The sequence below is a fragment of the Amycolatopsis acidiphila genome, from assembly GCF_021391495.1.
Classification (GTDB): Bacteria; Actinomycetota; Actinomycetes; order Mycobacteriales; family Pseudonocardiaceae; genus Amycolatopsis_E; species Amycolatopsis_E acidiphila.
In genome coordinates this window covers 2,882,469-2,909,306 of the sequence record NZ_CP090063.1, presented here as the reverse complement: position 1 = coordinate 2,909,306, position 26,838 = coordinate 2,882,469, and the positions used below count along the sequence as shown (strand labels likewise).

Below are 26,838 nucleotides of genomic sequence, written 5' to 3'. Positions count from 1 at the left end.
TCAGTTCACCTCTCGCTCAGGAGTCACGATCTCCAGCCGCGGGATGGGGAACACCAGCCGTCCACCCCACTCTGCGATGTAGCCGAGCTGTGCGGTCAACTCGGCGCGCAGGTTCCACGGCAGGACCAGCACGTAGTCGGGGCGGTCCTGTGCGATCCGCTCGGGCGCGGAGACCGGGATGCGGGTGCCGGGCGTGTAGCGCCCGTGCTTGTAGGGGTTGCGGTCCACTGTGTACGGCAGCAGGTCCGGCCGGATGCCGCAGTGGTTGAGCAGGGTGTTGCCCTTGCCGGGCGCGCCGTAGCCCACGACGCGCTCGCCGCGCCGCTTGGCGGCGATCAGGAACTCCAGCAGCGCGAGGCGGACCTCCTCGACCCGGGCTGCGAAGTCCCGGTAGCCGCTCAGGTCGTGCAGCCCGGCGGCGCGCTCCTCGGCCAGCACGGCGCGCATCCGCTCGCTCGGCTCGCCCGCGGCGGCCTCGGGCCGCGCCCACAGCCGGATCGACCCGCCGTGCGTGGGCAGCTTCTCGACGTCCACGACCGCCAGCCCGGCCGTCGCGAGGGCGCGCTGCGCGGTCGCGACCGTGTAGTACTGGAAGTGCTCGTGGTAGATCGTGTCGTACTGGGTCAGCTCGATGAGGCTGGCCAGGTGCTGCACCTCGATCGAGACCCAGCCGTCGTCCGCGACGAGTTCGCGCAGCCCCCGCGTGAAGCCCAGCACGTCGGGGATGTGGGCGTAGACGTTGTTCGCCACCACCAGGTCCGCCGGCCCGTGCTCGCGCCGGACGGCCGCGCCGGCCCCGGCGTCGAGGAACGCCGTCAGCGTCGGCACGCCCTTCTCCCGCGCCGCGGCACCCACGTTGACCGACGGCTCGATGCCCAGGCAGCGCAGGCCCCGCTCGACGACGTTGCGCAGCAGGTACCCGTCGTTGCTCGCGACCTCGACGACGAACGCGGAGCCGGTCAGGCCGAGCCGGTCGACCGCCGTCGTGACGAACGTTTCGGCGTGCTTGAGCCACGAGTGGGAAAATGACGAGAAATAGGCGTACTCGGTGAATGTCTCCGCCGGATCGATCAACGGCGGCAACTGGGCCAGAAAACAATTCGGACACAGCCGCAAATGCAGCGGATGCGTCAATTCGGGCGAGTCCAATTCGGTTTCGGCCAGAAAAGACTCACACGGGGGGCTCGCCCCGAGGTCGAGCACGCCGGTCAGCTCCGCGCACCCGCACAGCCGGCACGACGGCCGATCGGCCTCCGGCATGATCGCCCGCCCCTCGTCCCATGGCCCCCAGGCACACGCCCAGTATGTTTTCACCGTGACTATAGGGCTGCACCCCTCCGGCGTTACGGGCAACTGGGTGATCAGGGAGGATCGATCGGGTGAACGCCACCGCCGTGCGTGAGCGCACCAGGACCAGGCGCCACCTGACCTGCACGAACCCCTAGGTCAGAATCCATTCACAGCCGTGTTCGTCCAGGGCCGGGAACGCGGCCCGGACCTCGGCCAGCAGGTCGGGCACGAACAGCAGGAGAACGTCGGGAAGATCACTTCGCAGGAAGTCCGGCGGGACGATCGGAATTGCGCTCGCGGGCATTCGCCTGCCGTGCTTGACGGCAGAAATGTCCACAATCGCCGGCAGCAGTCCCGAATCGATTCCGGCATGCCGCAGGAGGGCGGCCGCGCGGGACGCCGCACCGTAGCCGAGAACGCGCTTTCCCGCGTCCGCGACATCGGTCAGTTGGGCACGCAGCCGCGCCGCGCCGTCCCGCGCCGCGCGGCCGAGCCCCGCCACCCGGGCGCTGTCGGTCACCCCGGCGGCGACCTCCCGTCGCGTCCGCTCTTCGGTGCCCGCGTCCGGTGCGCCGTCCCGGCTCAGCTCGAGCAGCACGGTGCCGCCGTACAGCGGGAACGACCAGCTGCGCCCGGGCCGCAGCCCCGCGGACCCGGCCAGCGCGCTCGCCGAGGGCAGCGAGTAGTACGCGAAATGCCCGTGCCGCAAGGCGTTCCACTGCCCCTGGGCCAGGATCGACGCGAGCGAGTGGAACTGCATCACCAGCGTGGCGCCGGGCGCCAGCCGGGCGGCCCTGGCCGCCATCGCCGCCCGCTGGTCCGCGTCGTGCATCAGCCCGAAGCAGTCGATCACGAGGTCGGCGGGCTCGTCCGGCGCGGCTTCGCGCATGCCTTCCGCGCGCAGCAACGGAAGCCAGGAGCCGCCGTGCGGGCTGCCGTACTCCGCGACCGAGGCGCCCGGCCGGACGAGCCCCGCCCCGGCGAGCGCCCGCACCGCGTCCGCGGCCTGCTCGGTGAGCGCGCGCGGCTCCACCCCGGCCGGCTCCTCCTTCGTGCCCGGGTCTTCGACGAGCTGTGCGAGCGAGCACCGCCCGCACAGCCACATCCGCAACGGGAACAGCGGGTCGGGGCCGGGGTCGCCGGCGGGCGGGAACAGGTCGCACGGCGGCTGCTCGCCGAGGTCGAGGACGAGGTCGCCGGCGGCCGCGCCGCAGGCCCGGCAAGATGGCACGGGTTCTCCCGGTAGATCAGTCGAGATTCGAGGACAGGAGCAACTTAGCCGTGCAGGTGACCGAAACCGAGATCGCGGGCGTGTACGTGTTGCGGCCGCAGCCGCACCACGACGACCGCGGCTTCTTCACCCGGACGTTCGACGCGGCGATCGCCCGCGAGCACGGGATCGAGCTGGGGGCCCAGGCCCAGGACTCGCAGTCACGCTCGCACCGGGGCGTCGTGCGCGGGCTGCACGGGCGGTCCGGCCGGGGCGAGGCGAAGCTCGTGCGGTGCGCGCACGGCGCGGTGCTGGACACCGTGATCGACATCCGGCCGGACTCCGCCACGTTCGGCCGCCGCCTGGAGCTCCGGCTCGACGACACCGAGTTCGCGCACCTGTACGTGCCGCCGGGCATGCTGCACGGCTTCCAGGCGCTGACCGAGACCGCCGACGTCTGCTACCGCATCGACCGGCCGCACGACCCGTCGGAGGACCTGGCCGTGCGCCACGACGACCCGGAGCTGGCGATCGCCTGGCCACTGCCGGTCAGCGTGGTCAGCCCTCGCGACGCCGCGGCGCCGTCGTGGCGTGAGCTGCTGGTCAGCCTAGGGCGAGGCTGAGCTTCTCGACGTGGAACGCCTCGGCGTAGCGGGTGTGCTGCTGCACCCCGCGCAGCCGGGCCAGCCCGAGGAACGCCTCCTCGTCGTACCAGTCCTTGCCGTGCTGTGACGGGTAGTGCTCGGCGAGCAGCTCGGCCTTGCGCCGGGCGACCTGCTCGGTCAACGGCTGGTAGACCGCCGGCTGTGCGAGGTCGCCGTCCCACTTGAGGATCTCGTAGCCGAGCACGAGCTGGTCGCGGAAGACCTGCGGCACGATCTCGGCCACCAGCCGGTGGTCCTGGTGCCGGTCGCCGCGGTGCGGGGCGAGGACCAGATCCGCGTCCAGCCGCCCGCGCAGGGCGGCGACGGCCTCCTTGACCTCGAGCCAGTGCGCCGGCATCCGCCCGTCGGGGAAGTCCAGCACGGTCAGCTCCAGCCGGGCCGGCGCGCAGAAGTCGGCGAGGGCCGCGCGTTCCTCGTCCTCGCGGGCGGTGCCACCGCCGCCGAGCACGAGGGCGTGGACCGTCAGGTCCGGTCGCCCCGCGCACAGCGTCAGCAGGCTGCCGCCCGCGCCGATGGCGAGGTCGTCGCAGTGCGCGCCGAGGAGCGCGACGTGCCGGATTCCGGGCAGTTGCAGGGAAAGCACCCTGTGATCTAAGCAAGCCACGCGGAACGGGTCCGTCGCGGGCGGCGGGCCTCAGTAGGCGCCTCGCCCGCTCACGACCGCGCGCGCCGTCTTCCAGAGGATCACCATGTCCAGCGCCAGCGACCAGTCCTCGACGTAGCGCAGGTCGAGCCGGACGCTCTGGTCCCAGCTCAGGTCGCTGCGCCCGCTGACCTGCCACAGCCCGGTCAGCCCGGGCTTCACCAGCAGGCGGCGGCGCGCCGCGCGCTCGTAGCTCTCGGTCTCCTCCGGCAGCGGCGGACGCGGCCCGACCAGCGACATCGTGCCGCCCAGCACGTTGAACAGCTGCGGCAGCTCGTCGAGCGAGTACCGGCGCAGGACGGCGCCGACCCTGGTGATCCGCGGGTCGCGGCGCAGCTTGAACAGCGGCCCGGAACCCTCGTTCGCCGCCAGCAGCTCGTCGCGGATGCGGTCGGCGTCCACGACCATCGTCCGGAACTTGATCATCATGAAGCTGTCGCCGTCGCGGCCGACCCGGCGCTGCCGGTAGAACACCGGGCCCCGGTCGTTCAGCTTGATCAGCAGCGCGATCAGCAGCAGCACCGGCGAGATCAGGAGGAGCCCGGCGGCGGCCGTGGCCCGGTCGAACGCCTCCTTGATGATTCGCCGCCCTCCGGTGAACGCGGGCGCGCTGACCCGCAGCAACGGCATCCCCAGCACGCCGCTGACGTTCAGGCGCGGCCCGGCGACCTCCATCAGCACCGGCGCGACCACCAGCTCCGCGCCCGTGCCCTCCAGGTCCCACGCCAGCTGCTGCAGCCGGGCAGGGGTCCAGTACGGGTCGGAGGTGACGGCGACGACGCGGTAGCCCCCGCGGCGCACCTGCTCGGCGACCTCGTCCAGCCGGCCCGCCACCGCTGTCCCGCCGACCTCGCCGGTCCCGCTGTCGGTGCAGACCGCCTCGACCCGCCAGCCCACGTGCGAGTCGGCGCGCGTGCGCTCGATGAGGTCGCGCACCGTGCCGGGCGCCCCGGCCGCCATCACCGGCAGCATGCATGTCCCACTCTTGTTGCGCGCGTGGTGCACGAACTGCCGCAGCACGTACCGCTGCGGCAACGCGATCAGCCCCACCAGCGGGACGGCGAGGAACACCCACGGCTGCACGTCGAGTGCGCCGAACAACAGACCCGCCAGCGCCACGCCGACCCCGGCGACGATCAGCGCCCGGCCGAGCCTGCGGTACTCCTCCGCGCCCTCGCCGAGCAGGTGCCGGCTCCACGCGCGGTTGAGCGGCAGCGCGCACAGGATCGCGGCGGCGGTCCCGGACGCGTGCAGGAAGTAGGGGCGGCCGGTGATCTCCAAGATCGCGAAGGCGGTGGTGGCGATCACCAGCAGCGTCGCGAACACGTCGGAGCCGATCACCCAGGCGCGGTAGCGCGCCTCCCAGGTGGTCGACGACGCCCGCGGCGGGGTCCGCACGGCATGCGGGCTCGGCCGCGGGCGTCGCGGCCCGATATCGGTGACCGCTTCGCCGCCCGGAAACGACTCTTCCATCCGACCTCCGCCCATCGGCTGGCTGTGGGGATCGGCATGCCTGCCACACGCCGCGTGATCACATTCAGTAATCTTCGTGCCCGGGCGGCACTACCCCCATTCGTGCCACACCTGCCGGGGAGTCGGTCCCGTTCGCCGTGGCGTTACAAGCGAGTTCGCAGATATCTCCTGTTGGGAGCGGCACGGTTCGAGCACGCGGCCGTCACGGGAAGGTGACGGCGGATCGCCGTTGCCCAGCGCCGAACAATCACGGAATGTAGCCGGTAAATCCATCACCACTTCTCAGTGGTACCGACAGATGAAACAAGCGTTTCGATTTAACTCGGATGGAGCATTGTGTCCGGCATCGGCAGACACGACGATGAGAGGCGTCGGCGATCGAGAAATGCCGTCAGGGACCGTCGGCCGTGTGTGCCTCTTTGGCCATTGACTACCACGGCCGGCAGTCGGAACCCCGGCGCGAGATCCGCCCTCCCCGCGCGCCGGGGTTCCCCCGGACCTCCGGCGCGCGCGGGTCAGGCGGCGTCGTTCGTGCCACTGTTGGCCCGCGGGCGCGAGACGATGCGTGAGGCCACGTCGATCAGGGCCTTCGCGGCGCGGCCGACGTCCTTGGTCGGGAACCGCGCGGCGGGCGCGCTCAGGCTGATCGCGGCGGGGATGCTGGCGCCCAGCAACGGCACGGCGACACAGCGGCCGTCGGCCTCGTTCTCCAGGTTGTCCACCGCGTATCCCAGCGAGCGCACGGTGTCGAGCTCGGCGAGGTAGTCCTCGACGGTGGTGATCGTGTTGGCCGACCGGCGCGGCATCCCGCACCGGGCCAGCACGTCGCGGATCCTGTCCTCCGCCAGGTGCGCGGCGATGGCCTTGCCGAGCGCCGTGGAGTGCAGCGGGTCGCGGTCACCGCGCGAGGCGGCCAGCCGGACGCCACGCCGGCTTTCGATGATGTCGACGTAGATGATCCGGTCGCTGTCGAGTACCCCCAGGTTCGACGTCTCGCCGAACTCGTCGCGCAGCTTCTCCAGCCACGGGCGCGCGACCTCGCGCAGCAGTTCGAGGTGGCGCGACTGCATCCCCAGGAACCCCAGCCCGAGCCGGCACAGCCCGGTCTCCTCGTCGCGCTCGACGTAGCGATGCGCCTCGAGCGTCCACAGATAGCGGTACGCGGAGGATTTCGGCATACCAGTGGCCTCGACCACGGTGTTCAGGCTGATACCGTCCACGGACTGCTGCAACAGGTCCAGGATCGCGCACACCCGGTCGACGGCACGCAGGGAGTAGTCGCGGTCTTCGGCGAGAGGCCCGTCGCCGGCGCCTTCATCAGGATCGAGATTCCGGTCGGCCGACAAGACTCACCTCGTTTCAATAGGCAGAGTGAGCGTTTCAGATGCTACAGCGCTGGCAGGGCAGCGGAAAACCCCGCAACCGTCCTGACGCCGACAAACCTCCCGAAGAGAGCGGAGGCGGTGTACTGGAAGCCGGAGGTCGTGGCGCTGCCGGTGGCGGGAGTCGACCATCGCGCCGGGGAGGACTTCGACCCGGCAAGGGATGGGACGTCCGGGAGGTCCATCGCGCGGACGGTCACCCGACTGCGTGAGAGAGGGCGACGCCGGAACAAAACGACGAAACCCCGGGTTGGAACTCGATGTAAGTCGAACTCCGACCTGGGGTTTCGGGGCGTGGGCGATACTGGGATCGAACCAGTGACCTCTTCGGTGTGAACGAAGCGCTCTCCCGCTGAGCTAATCGCCCCCGTGCGGTACGAGAAAGAACTCTAGCGGATGCCGTTCCGGCTCTGACAAACGGGTGGTCTTGTCCGCGCACCGTCCGCGTACGACCAGGTACGGAGCGAACAACCAAGTGGTAGCGAGCCCGCAGCTCGCCCGGCCGCGAGCCATGTCACCTGCGACATCGGAGACGCAACGCTGTCGTTCGGCGACCAAACCGAGCAGTATGTACGAGGTGGACGATCACGAGGGCGGACACCGAGGCTGATCGGACGAGGGTGATGATGGCGGCGTGGCCGGACCGATGAACTCATCTGGGTGATCGTGCGTCTAACAGTGAGCGAATCGGGTTGCCAATGCGTCCCACCGGAGTTCCCGGCCGGGCGGGCCGTGGAGGGAGACGAAAGGTAAGACCATGCGTAACGATCACGTGACGCTCCGCTCGACGGCGGTGTTCGACCTGCTGGCGCCGCGCACCCCGGCGGTGCCGGTGAAGGTGGAGCTGCGCTACGACACGCGCGACCCGTATGCGGTCGTGGCCGCGTTCCGCACCGGTCGCGCCGGCTGGGTCGAGTGGGTCTTCGCCCGCGACCTGCTCGCCGACGGCCTGCTGGCCGAGGCCGGGGACGGGGACGTGCGCATCCGGCCGTCCGTCGAAGACCCCGAGTCCGTGCTGATCGAGCTGAACTCCCCCTCGGGGCACGCCATGTTCGAGGCGTCGGCCCAGGAGCTGGCGGACTTCCTCGACCGCACCTACGACGTCGTACTGCCCGGGAACGAGCACCTGTGGGTCGACGTGGACGACGCGCTGACCCACCTCATCCCGAACGATCTGGGCTGATGGCCCGGCGCGGTCACAAGGGGCACCCCCCTGTGATCGCGGTTCTCCGGGTCCGATATTGTTTTGCCACACCACGACGACGGGGTTCGGAACACCGGAGTCGCAGGTAACGCGGACGTAGCGCAGCTGGTAGCGCATCACCTTGCCAAGGTGAGGGTCGCGGGTTCGAATCCCGTCGTCCGCTCGGAGAGAGGCCTTCTCGGGCCTGTCGCGGTGGAGTGGCCGAGAGGCGAGGCAACGGCCTGCAAAGCCGTGTACACGGGTTCGAATCCCGTCTCCACCTCGCGCGATTAGCTCAGCGGGAGAGCGCTACCTTGACACGGTAGAGGTCACTGGTTCAATCCCAGTATCGCGCACCATCTGTTTTTGCAGGTCAGCGGGCCTGTCGGCGATCATGACCGGTTCTGATCAGGCCACATTCGGCGGTAATTCGGCGATGGCCTGCTGCGACGTCACGAAACGGCGGCCGCCAAAGGACGACGCTAGCCAGGGAAACCAGCCGAACAGCACGGCCCGCTCCCCCGGCGTCAAGACCGCGATCGATCCCCACCAGCGGGCTTCCAACGCCTGCAGGATCTGTTGCTGCATGACCGGTGTCACATGATCGTAGATCCGGGCCATCCCCTTCATCTTCTGCCCCAGCCGCGCCCGGCGGGCAACCTCGGGAACACCATCCTCGATCAACCACGTCGAGTGAGTGTGGCGCCCCTCGTCAAAGGTGAACCAGGGCAGGATCGCCGGAATGTGACCTCTTGAACACGGATCGTCCGGCTCGACGCCGTCCCACGCCGGCGCCAGTACCGCTGACGAAAGTTCGAGCGCCGCCAGGGCTTCCGCTCCGGCGTGCACAGCACAAACGGATGCGAGTGACCGTCGAGCAGCTCCTCATACAGCACCGCGATACTTGGAGGCAACGGAACCCACCGCGTGCCGGCCGGCGTCTTCGTCCGTCCTTTCCTCGCACGCCGACGTCCCCCTGTGTTCTTCGTCACGAGGGCTACGGCCGCACTGCCTTCCGTGACCCGCGTAGAGCCGCATAGCGGCCGGCAACCCCTGCGCCGGGGTGGCCGCCACCAACCGTTCCACGTTGTAGGCCCCGGACGTGACCCGTACGCCCCCGCACGGGTTCGCCGGGATCATGTGGGCCCGTACCGCAGCATTCAACACTGTCGAAAACGTTGCGAAGATCGAGGCCACTGTCGAGTCCGCGTAGTCCTCATGCAACTCCGAGACCCACTTCTCGATCTCCACGTAACTATTGAAGATCCCGATCAACGGCCACGCCCGCCACTCAGGCAGCACGTGCTTGTCCAGATAAGACCGGTACTTCTTCGCCGTCCCAGGCTCCAATCGCGCCTCGACCGGGCGGATCTGCTGGCGTTCACCGCGTTCCCCAAGCAAATCTGGCGCCAGATCTGGTCGAACAACCCCCAAGAGCGGTTGAACAAGGAGATCCGCCGCCGAACCGACGTGGTCGGCATCTTCCCTGACCGCGGCGCGATCATCCGGCTCGTCGGCGCCGTCCTCGCCGAACAGCAGGACGAATGGATCGAAGGACGCCGCTACCCCGGCCTGGACGTCCTCACCCGGTCCCGCGCCATCACCACCGAAACCCATCCCGCCGAACAGGAGGAACCCACCGCACCAGCCCTCACCGCCGGACCCGAAACCGGATCACCGGTGACCACCCACCTACACCACACCCAGGGACTTGCCCCTGCGCCACATACCCCCTGATAACTTTATGGAATTATCCGGCTACCCAGAGCTTCCTGCGCCCAAGGCGGACGGGTCTCGCACCGTCTGGGGCCACCCGTTCATGGGAGGTTGGCCATCAGACGTGGGTTGTGGCTGTGGGCAGAAGTTCTTCTGTGCGCCGCACCGCGGCCGCGCGTTCGTCTTCGTTCCGGTCGAGGGCGTGGATCACGGGATCATCGGCGCTGCGCCGTGCGCGCAACTCGCGCATGCGTTCGCTGAACGACACCGGAGTCCCGTCCGGCGCGGTGGTCATGTCGCAGTACCACAGCGCGTCGCGCACCGGGCCGCCCTCATCCTCGAAGGGCTCCAGCTCAGCGGACAGCCCCCGGATCTCGGCAACGGCAACGGCGCCGGCGTAATGCGCGACCAGGGCGCACACCCGCCGTGGCACTCCCTGGGCGACGAGGTAGCGGGCCCCGTCGAGCTGGTGGAAACCGGTGTCCACAAGATTTTCGGCGTACCCGATGTCATGCAGCCATGCCGACGCGGCCAGGATCTGGCGATCCTCCCGCGGCAGCATCCGGGCGACCTCGGCGGCGCGATGAGCCACCCCCCGCGTGTGGGCCCAACGCCGCGGCAGCTCCTCGGCCAACAGCCGCTTAGCTGTGTACCAGCTCCACGTGAGCAGCGGCATCGACCCAACGTAGGAGCCGGGATGATCAAAGGCCCCCGCGCCGGGGAAGTCGGACCCGACCGAGGAGTCCGACAACCTCCGCCGGACAGTTCGCTCCACCAGGATGGGCACGAAGGCCGGTGACCCGGGCGTCAGCAAACGCCGCGCGCGCCCGGGCGACCTCGTGCCGCAGCACTTCCGGCGGCATCTCCTCGTGCTCTGTGGTGAGACGGTCCACGACGAGACGGAAGGGATCCATGCCCGTTGGCCCGACCTCCGCGGTCACGCTCATTCCGAACAGTCTCCCCCGTCGTCTCTGAGCTGAAACGGCCACTAACCGATGGTTGCCCTCGTCACCCACCCGCAAACAGGGGCAAAGGTCCCCGCCCCGCTCGGTAGCAACGCGAGGCGCATTACGCGTCGCCGCGGGTACGGGCTCACTGTTCCCGGGCGCTCACCGACAACCTCCGGAGGCTCGGGGTCCGTCCGCCGCTCGTCCCCGTCCCAGCGGCGTCCGCTGGTCAGGTGCAACCAGGCCGCGAAGGCCGGCCCGTAGTCGCTCAGCGCGATGTGGTTGACCTCGATGTAGTGGTCCAGGTCGGGGAAGTCGCCGCCATGACAGCGCGGGCAGTACAAGCCGATGTTGGGGAATCGCTCAGGCAGGGCGGACCTCGCCTGGGTTGCGGTCGGGGCGCAGACCACGCCAGGAAGGATGGCGCAGGCGGCGGTCGGAGGTCCATTGCCGGTGTTCGACCTCGCCGACCAGGACCGGCTCGACCACCGGCTGTGCGGGCGTACTCCCGCGGCACCGGCAGGTCGAACGGGATGCGGGTGCGGGCGAGCGGGGTGAGTCGGTCGCGCATCTCGTCGAGGGCGCGGTCGCTGAAGCCGGTACCGACGTGGCCGGCGTAAACTCGCCGCCCCTCGTCGTCGTGGATGCCGAGCAGGAGCGCACCGAGCGTGCCGGTGCGGCGGCCCTCGCCCGGCGTCCACGCGCCGACGACCACCTCTTGGGTTTCCCGCAGCGGGGTCTTGATCCAGTCCCGCAACCGGGCACCGGGCTGATATGGGGAGCACAGCCGCTTGGCGACGATGCCCTCCAAGCCGCTCTGCCGCGCGATCTCGAGCAGCTCGGCGCCGGGGAGACCTGTGTGGCAATCGGGCACCCGAATCTGGGGCGGGGTGTCCAGGTCGAGGTCGTTCAACTGCCCGCGGCGCTCCTCGTACGGGGCGCGGGTGAGGTCGGCGCCGGCGAGGTGGAGCAGGTCAAACACATAGAACGCCACCGGATAATCCGCCAGCAGCCGCGTCCCGGAGTGGCGCACGTGCATCCGGGACCGGACTCGGCCGAAGTCCGGGCGGCCCTGGTCGTCGTGGGTAACCAGATCCCCGTCCAGCAGCACCGGCCGTTCCACCAGGTCCGGGAGCGCGGCCAGTTCGGCGTAGGTGGGGGTGATGTCGCGGCCGTTGCCGACCAGGCCGCCACCTTCTCGCCGTCCACCGCGACCACGGCGCGCACGCCGTCCCACTTCCACTCGAACGCCCACCCGTCTCCTGCCGGAGACTGACCGGCGGTGGCCAGCATCGGCACGAGGGGAGCTAGCGTGTTGACGTGTTGCCAGGCCGCACAGCAGAGGTGCTGGAAGCCTGGCTGCGGGAGCATCCCGGTGTAGTGGTGGTGCCGGGATGGTTCGGTCACCTATGCCCAGGCAATCCGTCAAGCCCTGCCCGCTGCGGTGCAGGTCGCCGACCGTTGGCATCTGTGGCACAACCTCGCCGAGGCCGTGCTGAAGGAGGTCGCTGCGCACAGCACCTGCTGGGGCAAGACCGGTCCGCCACTGCGTGAGGGCGCGCGGGCGGAGACCACCCGCCAACGCTGGCAAGACGTCCACGAGCTGCTCGATCACGGCGTAGGTCTGCTTGAGCTCGCACGCCGACTGAACCTGGCATTGAACACCGTGAAGCGATACGCCCGCATTGATCAACCCGACCGGCTCGTTCGCGCACCGCAGTACTCGACGCCGCCGTGACCGCCTGCCATGAGATGACGGCGCCGGCCGCCCTCGTTGGCGACTTCGCGGCTCTGCTCACCCCTACAGCGGGCAACGATGACCGTCTCACCGACTGAATCGACCAGGCCCGGGCCGAGGACCTACCCCACCTGCACGCTTACCCCCGCGGACTCGAATTCGACCGCCACGCCGTCAACGCCGCCCTCACCCAGTCATTCCACAATGGACGAACAGAAGGAGTGAACACCAAAACCAAGATGATCAAGCGGCAGACGTACGACCGGGCCGGCTTCCCTCTCCTGCACCACCGCATCCTGCTCGGCCAACACCCCCCAGTGCTACCAACGGATTCGGGCCAGAGCCGATCACGGGATAGACCCCCGCAGTCGACCGAAGCCGACCAAGAGTCGATACAGGGCAATGACGTCATGCTCCGGCGGCGGTGACGACGGCGTCGGTGGCGAAGCCGAGCACCAGCCCGACGAACACGCCCCATGTGGTGATCGTCTTGAAGCCGGTCTTGCGAGCGACCGCGAGCAACTCGATCACCACGTAGAGGATCGAGCCCGCGGCGAGACCCAGGAACGCGACGGAGACGGTGTCGTTGACGAAGCTCTGCCCGACAAGGGTGCCGACGAGGGTCGGGCCACCACCGATCAGGCCGAGCAGGGCCAGCCGGCCCCAGGACGGGCGCCGGCCCGTCAGCGGCGCGACGATGCCGAAGCCCTCGGTCGCGTTGTGCAGCCCGAACCCGACCACCAGCAGCACCGCCAGGCTGAGGTCGCCGGCGGCGGCCGAGTTGCCGATGGTGAGGCCCTCGGCGAAGTTGTGCAGTCCGATTCCCGTGGCGATCATCAGTGCCAGCCGCTGTCCCGGTTCCACCTCCGTTCCCGGGCTCAGCTCACCCACGGTGGCGGCACCGGGGCCGTGGCCGCGTGGTGCGGAGACCCGGCGGGCCTGGTCGAAGTGAACCAGCCCGAGCAGGCCGATGCCGAGCGTGACGACGAGTACCGTGCCGTTGCCGAGCGCGGCCCCGATCCGGCCTTCGCTCAGCCCGGTGTCGACCGGTTCCCAGGCATGCGCGAGGACGTCCCAGAGGAGGAACACGAGGATCCCGGTAGCGGTGGCGTTGAGGAAGGTCTTGAGCTTGGGCATCGGCGCACGCAGCCGCCCGAACGGAAGGCCGAGGTAGATGGTGACCCCGGCGATGGCTCCGAGCAGGGCGATCTGGGCGGACGACATGACGCTGACTCCCGGGTGATGTGTCGAGCTGGTACCCGGACGCTAGTTCAGGTAAGGCTGCCCTCAAATAGGCGAGGCTAAGGTTTTACCGGCCGCTTGCCTTCGTGCTTCTGCGCGAGATCAGCGCGCGGATGGTCAGCGCGAGTGCGAGCCACGTAGCGGCGAACGCCCAACCGCCCAGTACATCGGTGGGCCAGTGCACGCCGAGATAGACGCGAGTCGACCCGATGACGACCGTATATCCGGTCGCGGCGGCCCAAATCGCGGCGCGAGCGCCGACGCGTTCGGCGAGCAGCCACGCGACCAGACCTGCCGCGAGCGCCGGGCCCGCGCCGGCGGCCCCGGAATCGCCGTTGGTCAGTGCTGCTCACCCGGCAGTACCTGGGTGTGCTCGATGCGCACCGCCTGCAGCGCGGCAGGGTCGAGATGCAGCAGGGCCAGGATCGTCGGCGCGATCTGGGTGGTCTCGACGGTGCTGCCGACGACCTGGTGGCGGGTGCCGCTCACCACGAGCGGGACGTCACGGTCGTCCGATGCGGCGCCGCCGTGCTCGGCGACCTTGCCCTGGCCACCGGTGTAGACGACCCCGTACTGCACGACGCCGACCAGGTCGGGAACCCGCGGATCGCCGGGTGTGACCTGGAAGTAGCGCGCGGCGTCCGTGCCCGCGTACACGCTCTGCAGGCCCGACTGCGTGTACGCCTTGGGCTTGCCGTCGATGCCGTTGCCCGTCCCCCGCTGCGTGAGTAGGTAGCCACGGGCGAACTGCGTCGCCGCGGGCGAGCGGTCGTTGAGCCACAACAGCATCGCGTCGTCGTCGACCGAATGCGCGACCAGGTCGCCCGCGCCCGGGTGTGCGGCCCGCCAGGCCGCGTTGAGCCCGGCGAGCAGGGGCCCGTCGTCGATCCGGGTCAGCGCGGAGGGCTGTGTGGGGGACTGGCCGTGCTTCGCGGACAGGATGATCGTCGTGTCGCCGCCGAGGTGCTGCCCGCGCAACTCGGCGGTCATGACGCCGACCTGCCGGTCGATCCAGTCCAGGGTGTCCGACAGGAGTGGTCCGGGGGTGCCGCCAGGCAGGTAGCCGCCCCGCTTCCCGTCCGAGGAAGGCAATTTCTGCGCGGTGGACACCGCCTGGAAGTTCATCCCGAACACGGCCGGAGTGCCGGTCCTGGTGGTGCGGGAGTGGTCGTAGCCGTCGATCTCGTCGAGCACCGCCTGCACCTTGTACCCGTCGTAGGTGCGAGTGTCGGCGTTGTCGGTCGTCCAGTCCCCGCTCGGGGTCGCGCTGTTGATCTCCGGGGTGAACAGGTCCTGGATCCCGGTGCCCGAGGGGCCGTTGAGGATGTCGTACGCAGGGTGCTTGTCCGACCATGCCGTCCGCAGGCCGGCTTGGCGTGCCACCTCGAACACGGTGTTCACCCGCAGGTACTGGTAGGGGTAAACCGGTTTGCACGTCTTCGGGTCCACCGGCAGCTTCGCCGGATCGATCAGCGCCCGCGGGTCGGCGGTCATCCCGAGCACGCCCACGGGCAGACCGGGCAGGCCCTGCCCGGCGTCGATGCTGTTCTGGTTCCGGTCCAGGTCCTCGGTGTAGTCGACCTCCGCAGCCGCCGCCGTCCCGGTGCACTTGGTGGTGCCGGCGGGCAACAGGGCGGTGTTGTAGGTGTCGTCGTAGTACACGCCTGTCGTGGCCGGGTTGCCGCCCGTCAACTGTCCCACCATGCCCGGGAAGGAGTCCGAGGGGACGGGAGTCCGGGCGTGGGTGTACTCGGTTCCCTGGTGCACCAAGGCCGCCAGCGCGGACCCGGGATGCGCGGCCGCGTACCACGCGAGATCGGACTGGTGCAGCCCGTCGACGCTCAGCAGCAGGACGTGGTCGGTTCGCGGGGCGGCCTGCGCGGCGGGCGCCACCCCGGTGCCCGCGAGCAGACCGGTGGCGCCGACGAGCGCGGCCCGAAACCATGGTGTTCGCACAGTGTTTCCTCCTGAGGAGCCAAGAACCGGCTGACCGCACGGAACTCAACGCGAAGGTCGTGGCTGGCGGCCACACGGGAGGAAAATGCGGAAAAAACGGCGGGTTAACGGTTGGCCGCGCGAGCGGAATATCCCGTTTCCGGGCGGTTTTTGCCTTCCGTTGACTACGGATCATTCGCCTGAACAAAAGAAATTCCCCTTCGCTGAACCAGCAGCGACTACGACGTGCTGAGACACTGCTGACGTGCCGACGCAAAGAGTGGGATGCGCGTTGCTCGCGGCCGTGACAGTCGCAGCAGCGGCAGCGGCCTGCTCCGCGGCACCGGCACCGACCGCCAGGCCCAAGCCGAGCGCCGCACGGGCCTCATCCTTGCCGGGCCCCGCCGGGACGCCCGGGTGGCAACTGACCCATCCCGGCCCCGAGCACGCGATCGAGGGCTACACCGACCACACCTCCGTACTGCCGGGCCGACAGGTGCGGCTGTTCGTGAGCACCACCGCCGCGCACTACACCGTCACCGCGTACCGGATGGGCGGTTACCGCGACTCCGACGCGCTCCGAGTGTGGCAGTCCCCGCCACAGCAAGGACATGTCCAGGCCGCCCCCGTGGTGCAACACCCCACGAACACTGTCGTGGCACCCTGGCAGCCCTCGCTCACCGTGCCGACCGACGGTTGGGCGCCCGGGGACTACCTGTTCCGTCTCGACGGGGACGACAATGCTCAGCAGTTCGTGCCGCTGACGGTACGAAGCCCGGACAACCACGGCAAAATCGTCATCGTCAACGCCGTCACCACCTGGCAGGCCTACAACCAGTGGGGTGGCTACAGCCTGTACAACTCTCCGTCGGGCAGCAAGGCCGACCGCTCGCGCGCCGTGTCGTTCGACCGGCCCTACCAAGCCAGGGACATGCAAGGCGCCGGGGACTTCCTCTACTTCGAGCTGCCGCTGCTGCGGTTCGCCGAACAGGCGGGTCTACCCCTGGGCTACGCCACCGACGTCGACCTCCACGCCGACCCCCATCTGGCCGATGGTGCCGCCGCCATCGTCACACTGGGGCATGACGAGTACTGGTCCACCGCGATGCGCCAGCACGTGACCGCCGCCCGCGACCACGGAGTCAACCTGGCGTTCTTCGGCGGCAACGAGATCTACCGGCACATCCGTTTCCAGCCCACCGCACTCGGGCCCGACCGGTTGGAAGTGGACTACAAGTCCTTCGACGAAGATCCGGACCACCTGACGAACCCGCTCGAGGCGACCACAGAATGGCGCTCACCGCCGTTCCCCCGCCCCGAAAGCGTGTTACTGGGGGATTTCTACCAGTGCAACCCCGTACACGCGGACCTGCGAGCCGCTGACGAGACGAACTGGCTGCTGTCCGGGATCGTCCACAACGGACAGGTGCTGCCCGGGCTGGTCGGCAATGAATACGAACAGGTCGATCTCGCGGTGCCCACCCCACGCCCGATCGAGATACTGTTCCATTCCCCACTGACCTGCGAGGGCCGGCCCGGCTTCGCCGATACCAGCTACTACACCACGCCCAGCGGAGCAGCCGTGTTCGCCGCCGGAACCCAGTACTGGATCTGCGCACTCGAACCCGGCTGCGCCAACGACCACGACGACACCACCGCGCACCAGGCGATCAGCGCGATCACCCTGCGGCTGCTCAGTACCTACGCCGCGGGACCGGCAGGCCACGCACATCCCGCCCACGACAACGTCGCCGCCCTCGCCGTCTCCGGAGCCGCCGCGAACCCCGTCCCCACCGTACCGCCAGACAACTCCGCCACCCCCTGACGGCGACTGCCACGCTAGCCCGCGGTGCTGTCGTCGCCGAAGAACAGCAAGGCGAAAATCGTGCAGCCGAAGAGAAACCACCAGGGGCCTGCAGTCGCTCCTGCCGCGACGATCCCGGCCGTGAGAACAACGAGAGCCAGCACCCGGGACGGCCCCATCGGAACCGGGCCGGATTTCCGAGGCACACCCACGGAGACCAGTGTGCTCCCGCTCATCGTCAGCGGCACTCCGGTCAGTGAACGGCCCTTCGGTAGAGGTCGTCGATATCCGCACCGAAGTAGGTACTGTAGACACGTGCTGGTGCGGCAGACACGTGCTGGTGCGGCGCCACCTCGCTCGTAGCCGCCGAATCACGCTGGCGACCGTACCTTCCCCGGCTGCCGGGGTCGCCGCGGTGACCCACGGACCGCCGCTGGTACCGTCCGGAGATCCCGCGCATGCGAACCGTTGCTGGTCGAGGCCGGACTGCGTGGTGGGTGTCGCGGCCAACGACCGGGTGAATCGCTGGCGTAGGGATAGCCGCTGAGGGGGACCGTGTTCGTATAGTCACGGTCGGCGCGGAGGGCACCAGTCACGGCCTGCACCGGGTCGGGTGCCGGCCTGATGGACGATGAGGAATGTGAAGTCCCGATTCGGGTCGACGGCGGACTCCCACCCCGGGACCGAGACGGCGGTGACCGCCCACGTGCTGTAAGGCGCGATCCCATCGTGATACCGGAGCGAATCCTGTTTCCAGCACCGGAGCCACCGTTGACGGCTCGGAATGCCCAGGAACCTCACAGCGACGACCACCGGAAAGTGTGCCCTCTCGCTGGGCAGCTCGGTGTCCACAGCGCCCATCCAGATCGTTACGTCCCCGTCCTGCACGTCACCTTTCCTGAGAGGACGCTGAACGAACAGAACGCCGGCCAGCGAGCCGAGCGACACACACATAGATTGAACTCGCGCGCATCAAGGAGGTGGAACATGCTGGGACTGCTTGTAGCGCCGATGCCTGACGGGCCTGCTCAGGCTCCCCAGGCCAGAGCCGTTGAATCGCCGCTACTGCCCCGCCATGCCTGACGATTCAGGCAGCACGGACATGACCTCACGGCAACTGCCCGCGTGGCGGCGCTCGACGGCCGGTGCGCACCGTTGGCCCGCCGCGGTCACAGTCGCCGCGGTGATAGGTCTGCAGATGGTGCTTCCCGACCAGCTGGTCGTCCAGCCGCACTGGTTGCTTCCCGCACTCTCAGCCCTGCTACTGGTGACGTTGGTGCTACTCGGCCCGGGCCGGGCAGGTACCGAGCACCGGCACGCTCGCAAGGTCGCACTAGGTCTGCTGCTGGTCGTCAGCGCGGGCAACGCGGGATCGGCGGTCCGTCTCGTCGACGGCATTGTCAACGGTTCGGTCGCCGACCAGGCCGGCCCCCTGCTGGCTGCGGGAGCAACGATCTACCTGACCAACATCGTGGTGTTCTCGTTGTGGTACTGGGAGTTCGACCGCGGAGGACCAACGGCGCGGGCGGCAGGCACGGCGGTTCATCCGGATCTGCTGTTTCCGCAGATGGCCAACCCCGAGTTCGCGCCGGCCGAGTGGGAGCCGGGCTACGTGGACTATCTGTACCTGGCCTTCACCAACGCGACCGCGTTCAGCCCCACTGATGTGATGCCGTTGAAGATCTGGGCGAAACTGACGATGCTCCTTCAGTCCGTGGTGTCTCTTGTGCTGGTGACCCTTGTCGTCGCGCGCGCGGTGAACATTCTGCGTTGATTCATCAGGAATGCGCTCCCAGAGGGACCGACGTCGACCGGCCGGTGAAGTCGCCTCTTGAAGCGCGGAGGGCGAGTCAGCACAAATGCGATCCAGCACAGCAGCCTGGTCTCGCCCAGCGTCGTGGCCGCGAACATCATGATCCAGTACGTCAGGGTGATCCGAGAAACCTGTTGACGATCACCCTGTCACGCGCGCGACCGTCATCGGCGTGGACGTCCATCCTAGAAGCCTCCCGCGCGAGATCTTGCGCCGTCTAACCCGGCCCACGCCCCGCGCCGAAGTCGTGATGTTCCGGCCCGTCTCCCGCGATGCCGTGCAGGGCTAGCGTCACCGTCACGACGAAGAACAACACCATGGCGAACGCGGCGAGCGCGAGCACGACCCTGTGGCGCCGGCTGGCTGCGCCGCGGCCGGTCAGTGCGGCGACCTCCGCGGCGAGCTGTCGGCGCGCCATCGTCGCAATAGGCCGCCAGCCCGCGCTTGCGGCGGCCGGTGCCGGTAGGTCTGCGCTGGTCGCCTCCAACTCGTGGCGGTACCGTGCGGTGTACACCTGCACCAGCCGCTCCTCGACCTCATCCATCGACAGTCGTCCCTCGCCCGCTGCGACGTACAACGCGGAACTCGTTCGTTCACGTTCGGCGTCGGAACAACGCACCGCACCCGCCGGCGGTACGGATGGTTTCTCCGTCGAAGCACCGGCCCCGATATCCTGTTCATGCGTCGCCATGGGTGGGTCCTCCTGCATCAACCGTCGTACGACGTCTCGCAAATCGCGGACTCCGCATCCCCGTTAGCTCTCCTCGTATCGGCGACACGCATGATGTCGCTGGTACCGAGCGTACGAACGCCAGGGCGTTGCGCCGGTCAAGCGAAGGTTAGAGCAAGGTAAGAAGTCCTGTGAGAGCCTGGGAAACTGGCGGCACGGGCGCAACCGGTCAGACTCGTTGGCGCACGATCGGTTCCGGTTCAGCAGAGAGATCGCGGTGACTACTGGAGCATTGTTCCTCGCGGTGTTCCTGGCATGCGCGGTCGAGGCGGTGACCACCGTGCTCGCCGCCGGACCGTCCGCCACTGGCGATCGGCAGGCATGGGGGTGCTCGCGGCACTGTTGTCGCTCGCCGTGCTCATCGCCGCGCTCGGCCCGGCGCTCTCGGTGATCCCGCTGACCAGCCTGCGCCTGGTGGTCGGCGGGCTGCTGCTGATCTTCGGGCTGCAGTGGCTGCGCAAGGCGACACTGCGGGCGAGCAGGCACGAGGCGCGTCACGACGGGGCCGCGATCTTCCAGACCGCGGTGACCGCTGCTCGAATGGCACCGGCACACACCCGCGGTCTGGTCGCCGACTGGTACGCCTTCACCCTGTCGTTCAAAGGCGTGCTCCTGGAAGGGTTGGAGCTCGCCTTCATCGCCTTGACCTTCGGCAGCAACCAGCACGACGTCCCATTGGCGGCACTGGCCGCCGGTTGTGCGGTCGCCATCGTCGCCGTGGCGGGATTCGCCATCCGGGCCCCGCTGGCCAAGGTTCCCGAGAACACGCTGAAGTTCGTCGTCGGCGTGATGCTCACCGGCTTCGGAATCTTCTGGGGTGGCGAGGGGAGGCGCCCAGTGGCCCGGCGCCGACGGCGCGCTGCTGGCTATCGTCCCGGCGGTGGCGTTGTTCGCGCTCGCACTGGTGGCTTTGCTTCGGCGGTCGGGTGGTCCCCGCTGCGGTCGCCGCGCCTGACGGGAGGCTGCCGTGATCGCGCGGATCCGCGCATTCGGCGCCTTCTGGTACGACTTCATCGTTGGTGACGACTGGCGTATCGCCGTCGCGGTGGTCCTCGCGCTCGGGATCGCCTACCGGGTGGCCCGTACTGGAGTGCCAGTGTGTGGCTCTTGCCGGCCGCGGTCGCTGTGGTATTGCCGTGGAGCGTGTGGCGCGACCGGCACTGCGACTGACAAGCGTGGACCGCCCGCTGCGGGAAATCGGCGGAAGCGCACAGCGCTATCGAGGTCGGGAGGTGGCATCGGGTGCCAGGCCGAGCCGGCTTGCGATCCAGGGCAAGGAGTCGGCAAACGCCTTGCGCCAGAGGAAGAAGCTGTGGCCGCCGCCGGGGACGATGGTCAGCCGGCCCGACACGCCCGCCGCGGTCGCCAGCGGCTCCAGCTGCCGGGCCGCAGCCAGCGGGTCGCCGTCCTGGTCGCCGACCTCGAACCAGCCGTTCACCTGGGGATAGCGCTGGTGCGTCAACAGCCACCCGGGCTCGTGGGCGCGGAATTCGGCGAGCGAGTTGCCGAACAGGGCCGGAACGGTGTCGCCAAGGGCATTGCCGTCGCCCGACCGGGGTCCCGCCAGCCCGCTGTAGTCGGCGAAGACCGCGAACCTTGCCGGATGGCGCAGGACCAGCATGACCGCGCAGGAGCCTCCCTCGGACAGACCCGCTATGGCCCAGTGACTACCGGGCGGTTGCGTGAAGAAGCGGCTTGTGACGAAGTCGGGCACGTCTTGAGTCAGGTAGGTCTCGGCCTGGCCGGCGGGGCCGTTCACGCATTCGGTGTCGGCGTCGAACCTGCCGTTGATGTCGGGCATCACCACGATGGGCGCGATCCCGGCGTGGGCTCCGGCCCACGCGTCGAGAGTCGCCGCGGCGCCGCCGCCGTCCGTCCAGTCAGTGGGGGAACCGGGGGTGCCGTGCAGGAGCAGGAGCACCGGCAGTTTCGGGCGGGGCCGGGCGAACCAGGCCGGTGGTAGGTACACCTCGGCGGGACGTGCGGAGAAGTGCGCGGTGTGGCCGGGGATCGTGATGCTGATCAGCACACCTGAGGCCGGCATACGGGACCGGTTGAGCGCTTCCAGCGACGAGGCGTCCCGGCCCGGCAGCCCGATCGCCTGGCCGATCGTGAGGTAGTACCCGTAGGACGCATTGATCCACGACAACACGTTCATCACAGCCAGCACCACGACCAACAAGCTCAGCATGACCCGCGCCGGGCGCCGCCGCACTCGGCACACCAGAACTCCGATGACCACCAGAGCAGCGACGAGTAGACCGCGCAGGGGCCACCAGTCGGTCAGCGACAGCTCAGCCAGCGTGCTCACAAGGTTTCGGTCCTTCAGCTCAGTGGCGGGGGCGGGTGAAGGGGAAGGGCACGGTGTGGCGGATGGGGGCGCCGGTGAGCAGCATGAGTATGCGGTCGATGCCCAGGCCCAGGCCGCCGGTTGGGGGCATGCCGTGTTCCAGCGCCTGCAGGAAGTCCTCGTCCAGTTCCATTGCTTCGACGTCCCCGCTCGCGGCCCGCAGCGACTGGGTTTCCAGGCGGCGGCGTTGCTCCAACGGGTCGGTCAGCTCGGTGTATGCCGTCCCGATTTCGGCGCCGAAGGCGACCAGGTCCCAGCGCTCGGCCAGTCGCGGGTCCCAGCGGTGTTCCCGGGTCAGCGGCGAGACGTCCCTGGGGTAGTCGGTGTAGAACGTGGGGCCGACCGTGGCCGGCTCGACGAGCTGGTCGAACGCGGCCAGGACCAGCTCGCCCCGCCCGGCGTCGTCGGCGAAGGGGACGCCCGCCGCCGCGCAGAAGGAGCGCAGTTCGGCCGATGTCGTCGACGGGGTGACCGGCTCCCCCAGGGCCTTGGCGACCGCGTCGTGCACGGTCACCACCGGCCAGTCGCCCGAGATGTCGTGCTCGCCATCCGGGCGGCGGAGCACCGGGGCGCCGTACGCGGCGATCGCGGCCTGCTGCACCAGCTCCCGGGTCAGGACCCGCATGCAGTCGTAGTCGGCGTACGCCTGGTAGGCCTCCAGCATCGTGAACTCCGGATTGTGTGTCGCGTCCACGCCCTCGTTGCGGAAGTTGCGGTTCAGCTCGAAGACCCGCTCCATGCCCGCCACGCACAGCCGTTTCAGGTACAGCTCCGGCGCGATCCGCAGGTACATCCGCATGTCGTAGGCGTTGATGTGGGTGACGAACGGCCGCGCGTTCGCACCGCCGTGCACCGCCTGCAGCATCGGGGTCTCGACCTCGAGGAAGTCCTTGTCGTGCAAGCGTTCCCGCAGCGCGCGCAGCACCGTGGCGCGCAGCCGCAGCAACTGCGGCAGGTCCGGGTCGAGGTAGCGGCGGCGCACCCGGGTCTCCGGGTCGGCGAGCCCCTTCCGCTTGTCCGGCAACGGATGCAGGCATTTCGCGGTGACGGTCCACCCGGCGACCAGCACCGACAGCTCACCGCGGCGGGAGGTCACCACCTCACCCCGCACGCCCACGTGGTCACCGAGATCGACCCCGCAGCGCCACAGCTCGTCCTCGCCCAGCATCAGCTGCAGCTCGCCGCTGACGTCCCGCAACCGCGCGAAACACACCCCGCCCAGGTCACGCAGCGCCACCACCCGGCCGGCGACCCGCACCTCGCGCCCGGTCCTGCTATCGGGAGCCAGCCCCGCGAACTCGGCGGCCACCTGCGCCAGCGTCGTGTCGCGGGCGAACCCCGCCGGATACGGGTCGATCCCCGCCGCCCGCAACCGGTCCAGCTTCGCGATCCGCACCCGCACCTGCTCGGGACGGCGCACCGGCCGCGGCTCGGTCCGGATCTCGTCGATCTCCCGCACCCGCGCGAGGAACTCCTCGCTCACACCGCCGCCCGCGATCGCGCGCCGCGCAGACCGCCAGCTCGAGGGGAGGAAGCCCTCCAGCGCACCCGCGACCAGGCCGATCCGGGCCAGCCGCCGTGCCGAGGTGTAGCAGAGGAAACGCGGCTCCCACTCCGGGCCGTACTTCGCGTTCGACCGGTACAGCGACTCCAGCTGGAAAAACCGCGACGCCACCCCCAGCACCGCGCGCCACGAACGCAGCACCGGACCTGCGCCGATGCGCTCCCCCGCCGCGAACACCGCACGGAACATGGCGAAATTCAACGAGATCCGCTGCGCGCCGAACCGCCCGGCCTGCGCCACCACCTGCGCGACCAGGTACTCGTTCAACCCGTTCTCGGCGTCCCGGTCACGACGCATCAGGTCCAGCGACAGCCCACGCCGGCCCCACGGCACGAACGACAGCAACCCCCGCAGCTCGCCCGACGCGTCGTACGCCTCAGCCATCACACAACGACCGTCGCTCGGATCGCCCAGCCGCGACAACGCCATCGAGAAACCACGTTCGGTCTCCGCGCCCCGCCACTGCTGCGCCCGCTCGAGCAGCCCGTCCATTTCCGACGAGGTGAGCTCGCTGTGCCGCCGCACACGCGCGGTATACCCGGCACGTTCGATACGGCTGACCGCCTGCCGAACCGACCGCCGTTCCGGGCCCGACAGGCTGAACTCGCGCACATCCAGCACCGCCTCATCGCCCAGCTCCAGCGCCTTCAACCCGGCCCTGGCATACGCCCGCGCACCACGCTCGCTCGCACCCAACACACCAGGCGCCCAGCCATAGGTATGCGCCTCACCCAACCAGGCCTCGATCGCCTGCGGCCACGCCTGCGGATCCCCGATCGGATCCGCGCTCGCGATGCTCGTACCCGCAAGCACCCGGTAAGTCACCGCGGCACGACCGTTCGGCGCGAAAATCACACTCTTGTCCCGCCGGGTGGCGAAGTACCCCAGCGAATCATCCTCACCATGCCCGGCCAGCAGCACCCGCAGCTTCAACTCCTCCTCATCACTGCGCCGCCGCCGACTCCGCACCCCCCGGAAGAAGGTCGACAACGTCGCCACCACCACAAGGCTGCTGCCCAGATCCAACAGCAGGTCGATCCACGCCGGACCCTCCCGCACACCCAACCGCCGCAACTGCACCAGCTCACCAGTCGCGTGATTCGCCGCCCACACGAAGCTGTCACCCAGCCCACCCAACGTGCCCGGCCAAACCACCAGCAACCCCCAACCGACGAGAGTCACCCCCACAATCCCGGACACGCCGATGACCAGCGCATGCCGCCCCGCACCGGGTGCGAGCCGAGCCGGAAAAGCAGGCCGCAACGCGAACAACAGCACAATCAACCCCACCGAAACCACCTCGGCACCGGTCAGCGCCCACAACGCCACCGGAAGATGCGGGTGCCGCTCCCGGACCAACACCTGCGGCGCCCACACCAAGGTCGCCTCAAACGCCACCGTCATCAGCAGACCGCCGAACTGGAACAGGATCAGCGTGTCCAACGCCGCCCGCTTGCGCCGCCGCAACGCCGCGCCCAGCAGCGCGAGCACCAACGCGATCAGGATGTTCGCGTCGGCGGGGATGTTGACCAGGCTGAACAACCCCACCGTCCACCGGTAAAACCCATGATCACCACCCCACAACAGCAGGGCGACCGACATGAGCGCGCCCAACTGGACGACAGTCGCGACCACGCCACCGGCCTTACGCCGCCATCGCGGAATCCCCTCAGCCATGTGCCTCACCTCCTCGCGAACAGCCACTACAGACTGGTATCGGTGCCGTGCAGGCTTCCCGGTGTTCCGGTGTCGGGCAGTGGCCACGGCGGGATGTCCCCGATCGTGGTGCGGCCAGGTGGCGAGGCCCCGATCTTCACCGGGTTACCCAGCTGTGTATCGAGCCAGTCCAGCACCGCTGGAAGCTCGGCACGGACCGCGTTCAGATTGTGGCCGGCGGGCGGCAGCACCCACGTCGTGAGCTCCACCGGCGGAGCGACCGCCGCGCGCAGGCGTTCCAGGGCTGCCCGTTCGTCCGCGGCGGCCCCGTCCGCGGATACGAGCAGCCGCACCGGCGAGGGGTGCTCGCGCAAAGTGGCCGAGACGTCGTTGGCATGCCGGATGTCGTCGCGGCCGTGGAAGAGGTCGCCGGTCTCCACGTCGTGAGGCGTGGTGTCGTAACCGCTCATGCTGACCGCCACGGAAAACCATTGCGGATGCCGGGCGGTCAGGTTCAGCGCGCAGTAGCCGCCCGAGGACCAGCCCGCGATCGCCCAGCCTTGGCGGTCCGATCGCACCCGCAGCCGGCTCAGTGCCCAGCCGCGCAGGTCGGCCGAGAGGTAGGTGTCATCGGCGGCTCCGTGCACAGCGTCGACGCATTCGGAGTCGTGGGTCAGCCGGGGCTCCCCGTTGGGGTCGGGCACGATCACCACGGTCGGAGGCATCTGGTGGCTACCGATCTCGCGGTCGAGCAGGTCCGGCAGCCCGTAGAGCGTCGCGACCTGTCTCGGCTCGCCAGGAAAGTGCGGAATCCATTCCAGCACGGGGAACCGGAAGCCGGCCCACTCCGGCGCTGTATAGCCCACCGGCAGGTAGACATCGACGTCCCGGGTGAGACCGGTCCGGTGACCGGTCACGGTCACGTGCAACAGAGAACCGTGGCCGCTCGCCGCCCGATCTCCGACAGTCGCGAGCGTCTGGCCGAGGTCACGGCCGTCGGGGCCCGCGTCGGCGACGGTGCCCTCCTCCGGGTTCGGCGATGTGCCGAGCAGCGATCCCAAAGTGGGATAGAAGCTGCCCGAGGCGTTGACCGCCAGCCCGCAGGCCGTCACGACCGCGATCACCGCGAGCAGCGTGGTGCCGACGCGACCCGGGATCCGCCGTCGCCAGCGGTCCCACGCCCAGGGCACCGCGACCACAAAAACGACGGCGATGACCGTGGCGGTCAGGACGACGGGAACGGTGTCGATCCGGATGGCGGAGGCATGCACGCGAATCAATCTAGCCACGGACGGGAAGTCGGTTTCCCCTGGCCACAGAGGTAGATCACGCTCAGCGTCCACTCAGCGACCGCGGTTTAACATCCTTGGGGTTCTTCATATCCGTACGAGCGCAGTGGCGCGCGCTGGCCGGTTGCACCCTTTTTGGCCGGCGAGCGTGGATCGTCCCCAGTTTCTCAGGATCCTCACAGCGTTCCTGGCGGAGGGTGACGGCGAC

General features: G+C 69.2%; 22 protein-coding genes, 4 tRNA genes and 3 pseudogenes. 10 read left to right on the top strand and 19 right to left on the bottom strand.

The window, feature by feature from the left end:
• Nucleotides 1-1,260, bottom strand: a complete 1,260-nt coding sequence (locus LWP59_RS14085) for a class I SAM-dependent methyltransferase (RefSeq protein WP_144634171.1) — start codon at nt 1,258-1,260, stop codon at nt 1-3.
• A gap of 181 nt (nt 1,261-1,441) precedes the next feature.
• Nucleotides 1,442-2,521: a class I SAM-dependent methyltransferase gene (locus tag LWP59_RS14080; RefSeq protein WP_144634168.1), complete on the bottom strand. Its 1,080-nt coding sequence runs from the start codon at nt 2,519-2,521 to the stop codon at nt 1,442-1,444.
• 50 nt (nt 2,522-2,571) lie between these two features.
• Here LWP59_RS14080 and LWP59_RS14075 point away from each other — a divergent pair, with 50 nt between their 5' ends.
• Complete coding sequence (locus tag LWP59_RS14075; protein WP_144634165.1) at nt 2,572-3,123, top strand: dTDP-4-dehydrorhamnose 3,5-epimerase family protein; 552 nt, start codon at nt 2,572-2,574, stop codon at nt 3,121-3,123.
• On the opposite strand, the gene LWP59_RS14070 is transcribed toward LWP59_RS14075, so the two are convergent.
• The 4 genes from LWP59_RS14070 to LWP59_RS14055 form a co-directional block, all read right to left on the bottom strand.
• Nucleotides 3,104-3,748: a PIG-L deacetylase family protein gene (locus LWP59_RS14070; RefSeq protein ID WP_144634162.1), complete on the bottom strand. Its 645-nt coding sequence runs from the start codon at nt 3,746-3,748 to the stop codon at nt 3,104-3,106. The genes LWP59_RS14075 and LWP59_RS14070 overlap by 20 nt on opposite strands.
• Before the next feature lie 51 nt (nt 3,749-3,799).
• Entirely contained in the window at nt 3,800-5,281 is a 1,482-nt protein-coding gene (locus LWP59_RS14065; protein WP_144634159.1) for a sugar transferase, read from the bottom strand.
• A 515-nt stretch (nt 5,282-5,796) separates the two neighbouring features.
• The gene (locus tag LWP59_RS14060; RefSeq protein ID WP_144634156.1) at nt 5,797-6,627 is read right to left on the bottom strand and encodes an IclR family transcriptional regulator; all 831 of its coding nucleotides are present in this window, start codon (nt 6,625-6,627) and stop codon (nt 5,797-5,799) included.
• 331 nt (nt 6,628-6,958) lie between these two features.
• Nucleotides 6,959-7,030 (bottom strand) — tRNA-Val (locus tag LWP59_RS14055).
• A 390-nt stretch (nt 7,031-7,420) separates the two neighbouring features.
• On the opposite strand from LWP59_RS14055, the gene LWP59_RS14050 reads away from it, so the two are divergent.
• From LWP59_RS14050 to LWP59_RS14035, 4 genes are all read left to right on the top strand, one after another.
• Entirely contained in the window at nt 7,421-7,846 is a 426-nt protein-coding gene (locus tag LWP59_RS14050) for an SsgA family sporulation/cell division regulator (RefSeq protein WP_144590971.1), read from the top strand.
• Nucleotides 7,847-7,957: 111 nt separating this feature from the next.
• A tRNA-Gly gene (locus tag LWP59_RS14045) sits at nt 7,958-8,030 on the top strand.
• Nucleotides 8,031-8,058: 28 nt separating this feature from the next.
• A tRNA-Cys gene (locus LWP59_RS14040) sits at nt 8,059-8,129 on the top strand.
• A gap of 1 nt (nt 8,130) precedes the next feature.
• A tRNA-Val gene (locus LWP59_RS14035) sits at nt 8,131-8,205 on the top strand.
• 49 nt (nt 8,206-8,254) lie between these two features.
• Here the strand turns inward: LWP59_RS14035 and LWP59_RS14030 are convergent.
• A complete protein-coding gene (locus LWP59_RS14030) occupies nt 8,255-8,695 on the bottom strand; it encodes a hypothetical protein (RefSeq protein WP_186383068.1) in 441 nt (146 codons plus the stop codon).
• Between the two features lie 507 nt (nt 8,696-9,202).
• Between LWP59_RS14030 and LWP59_RS14025 the strand changes: the two are divergent.
• Nucleotides 9,203-9,446: pseudogene (locus LWP59_RS14025) on the top strand (transposase); the annotation flags it as partial.
• Between the two features lie 234 nt (nt 9,447-9,680).
• Here the strand turns inward: LWP59_RS14025 and LWP59_RS14020 are convergent.
• The 4 genes and pseudogenes from LWP59_RS14020 to LWP59_RS40690 all read right to left on the bottom strand — a co-directional run.
• Complete coding sequence (locus LWP59_RS14020) at nt 9,681-10,238, bottom strand: HD domain-containing protein (RefSeq protein WP_144634153.1); 558 nt, start codon at nt 10,236-10,238, stop codon at nt 9,681-9,683.
• 25 nt (nt 10,239-10,263) lie between these two features.
• A complete protein-coding gene (locus tag LWP59_RS40980; RefSeq protein ID WP_373299438.1) occupies nt 10,264-10,425 on the bottom strand; it encodes a hypothetical protein in 162 nt (53 codons plus the stop codon).
• A gap of 447 nt (nt 10,426-10,872) precedes the next feature.
• On the bottom strand, nt 10,873-10,998 hold the full coding sequence (locus LWP59_RS40695; protein WP_308431703.1) for an ATP dependent DNA ligase: 126 nt from the start codon (nt 10,996-10,998) through the stop codon (nt 10,873-10,875).
• Nucleotides 10,999-11,119: 121 nt separating this feature from the next.
• Nucleotides 11,120-11,632: pseudogene (locus LWP59_RS40690) on the bottom strand (ATP-dependent DNA ligase); the annotation flags it as partial.
• Nucleotides 11,633-11,820: 188 nt separating this feature from the next.
• Between LWP59_RS40690 and LWP59_RS14010 the strand changes: the two are divergent.
• Nucleotides 11,821-12,552, top strand: a pseudogene (locus LWP59_RS14010) (transposase); the annotation flags it as partial.
• A 103-nt stretch (nt 12,553-12,655) separates the two neighbouring features.
• Here LWP59_RS14010 and LWP59_RS14005 read toward each other — a convergent pair.
• From LWP59_RS14005 to LWP59_RS14000, 3 genes are all read right to left on the bottom strand, one after another.
• The gene (locus LWP59_RS14005; RefSeq protein WP_144634150.1) at nt 12,656-13,471 is read right to left on the bottom strand and encodes a ZIP family metal transporter; all 816 of its coding nucleotides are present in this window, start codon (nt 13,469-13,471) and stop codon (nt 12,656-12,658) included.
• A gap of 85 nt (nt 13,472-13,556) precedes the next feature.
• Nucleotides 13,557-13,778: a phosphatase PAP2 family protein gene (locus LWP59_RS40975; protein WP_373299436.1), complete on the bottom strand. Its 222-nt coding sequence runs from the start codon at nt 13,776-13,778 to the stop codon at nt 13,557-13,559.
• 50 nt (nt 13,779-13,828) lie between these two features.
• On the bottom strand, nt 13,829-15,445 hold the full coding sequence (locus LWP59_RS14000) for an alkaline phosphatase family protein (protein WP_373299418.1): 1,617 nt from the start codon (nt 15,443-15,445) through the stop codon (nt 13,829-13,831).
• Between the two features lie 370 nt (nt 15,446-15,815).
• On the opposite strand from LWP59_RS14000, the gene LWP59_RS13995 reads away from it, so the two are divergent.
• Complete coding sequence (locus LWP59_RS13995) at nt 15,816-17,249, top strand: N,N-dimethylformamidase beta subunit family domain-containing protein (RefSeq protein ID WP_229857398.1); 1,434 nt, start codon at nt 15,816-15,818, stop codon at nt 17,247-17,249.
• Nucleotides 17,250-17,263: 14 nt separating this feature from the next.
• On the opposite strand, the gene LWP59_RS13990 is transcribed toward LWP59_RS13995, so the two are convergent.
• Nucleotides 17,264-17,476 (bottom strand): hypothetical protein, encoded by a 213-nt coding sequence (locus LWP59_RS13990; protein WP_144634146.1) that lies wholly within the window; start codon nt 17,474-17,476, stop codon nt 17,264-17,266.
• 803 nt (nt 17,477-18,279) lie between these two features.
• On the opposite strand from LWP59_RS13990, the gene LWP59_RS13985 reads away from it, so the two are divergent.
• On the top strand, nt 18,280-19,002 hold the full coding sequence (locus LWP59_RS13985) for a hypothetical protein (protein WP_456151352.1): 723 nt from the start codon (nt 18,280-18,282) through the stop codon (nt 19,000-19,002).
• Between the two features lie 256 nt (nt 19,003-19,258).
• Here the strand turns inward: LWP59_RS13985 and LWP59_RS13980 are convergent, their stop codons facing one another.
• Nucleotides 19,259-19,660, bottom strand: a complete 402-nt coding sequence (locus tag LWP59_RS13980; RefSeq protein ID WP_233922001.1) for a DUF1707 domain-containing protein — start codon at nt 19,658-19,660, stop codon at nt 19,259-19,261.
• A 438-nt stretch (nt 19,661-20,098) separates the two neighbouring features.
• Here LWP59_RS13980 and LWP59_RS13975 point away from each other — a divergent pair, with 438 nt between their 5' ends.
• Entirely contained in the window at nt 20,099-20,794 is a 696-nt protein-coding gene (locus LWP59_RS13975; protein ID WP_222425437.1) for a hypothetical protein, read from the top strand.
• 193 nt (nt 20,795-20,987) lie between these two features.
• Here the strand turns inward: LWP59_RS13975 and LWP59_RS13970 are convergent, their stop codons facing one another.
• Genes LWP59_RS13970 through LWP59_RS13960 form a run of 3 tightly spaced genes read right to left on the bottom strand, consistent with a single transcriptional unit; the run spans nt 20,988 to nt 26,684 of the window.
• Complete coding sequence (locus LWP59_RS13970) at nt 20,988-22,082, bottom strand: alpha/beta hydrolase (RefSeq protein WP_144634140.1); 1,095 nt, start codon at nt 22,080-22,082, stop codon at nt 20,988-20,990.
• Nucleotides 22,083-22,101: 19 nt separating this feature from the next.
• Nucleotides 22,102-25,362: a bifunctional lysylphosphatidylglycerol synthetase/lysine--tRNA ligase LysX gene (gene lysX / locus LWP59_RS13965; protein WP_233921993.1), complete on the bottom strand. Its 3,261-nt coding sequence runs from the start codon at nt 25,360-25,362 to the stop codon at nt 22,102-22,104.
• Nucleotides 25,363-25,388: 26 nt separating this feature from the next.
• Nucleotides 25,389-26,684 (bottom strand): alpha/beta hydrolase, encoded by a 1,296-nt coding sequence (locus LWP59_RS13960; protein WP_229858063.1) that lies wholly within the window; start codon nt 26,682-26,684, stop codon nt 25,389-25,391.
• Nucleotides 26,685-26,838 lie beyond the last annotated feature (154 nt).

Coding starts and splice junctions, on each gene's coding strand:
- LWP59_RS14085 (WP_144634171.1), bottom strand. CDS start 1,260: ATGCCGGAGGCCGATCGGCCGTCGTGCCGGCTGTGCGGGTGCGCGGAG.
- LWP59_RS14065 (WP_144634159.1), bottom strand. CDS start 5,281: ATGGAAGAGTCGTTTCCGGGCGGCGAAGCGGTCACCGATATCGGGCCG.
- LWP59_RS14050 (WP_144590971.1), top strand. CDS start 7,421: ATGCGTAACGATCACGTGACGCTCCGCTCGACGGCGGTGTTCGACCTG.
- LWP59_RS14020 (WP_144634153.1), bottom strand. CDS start 10,238: ATGCCGCTGCTCACGTGGAGCTGGTACACAGCTAAGCGGCTGTTGGCC.
- LWP59_RS40980 (WP_373299438.1), bottom strand. CDS start 10,425: ATGCCGCCGGAAGTGCTGCGGCACGAGGTCGCCCGGGCGCGCGCGGCG.
- LWP59_RS14005 (WP_144634150.1), bottom strand. CDS start 13,471: ATGTCGTCCGCCCAGATCGCCCTGCTCGGAGCCATCGCCGGGGTCACC.
- lysX (WP_233921993.1), bottom strand. CDS start 25,362: ATGGCTGAGGGGATTCCGCGATGGCGGCGTAAGGCCGGTGGCGTGGTC.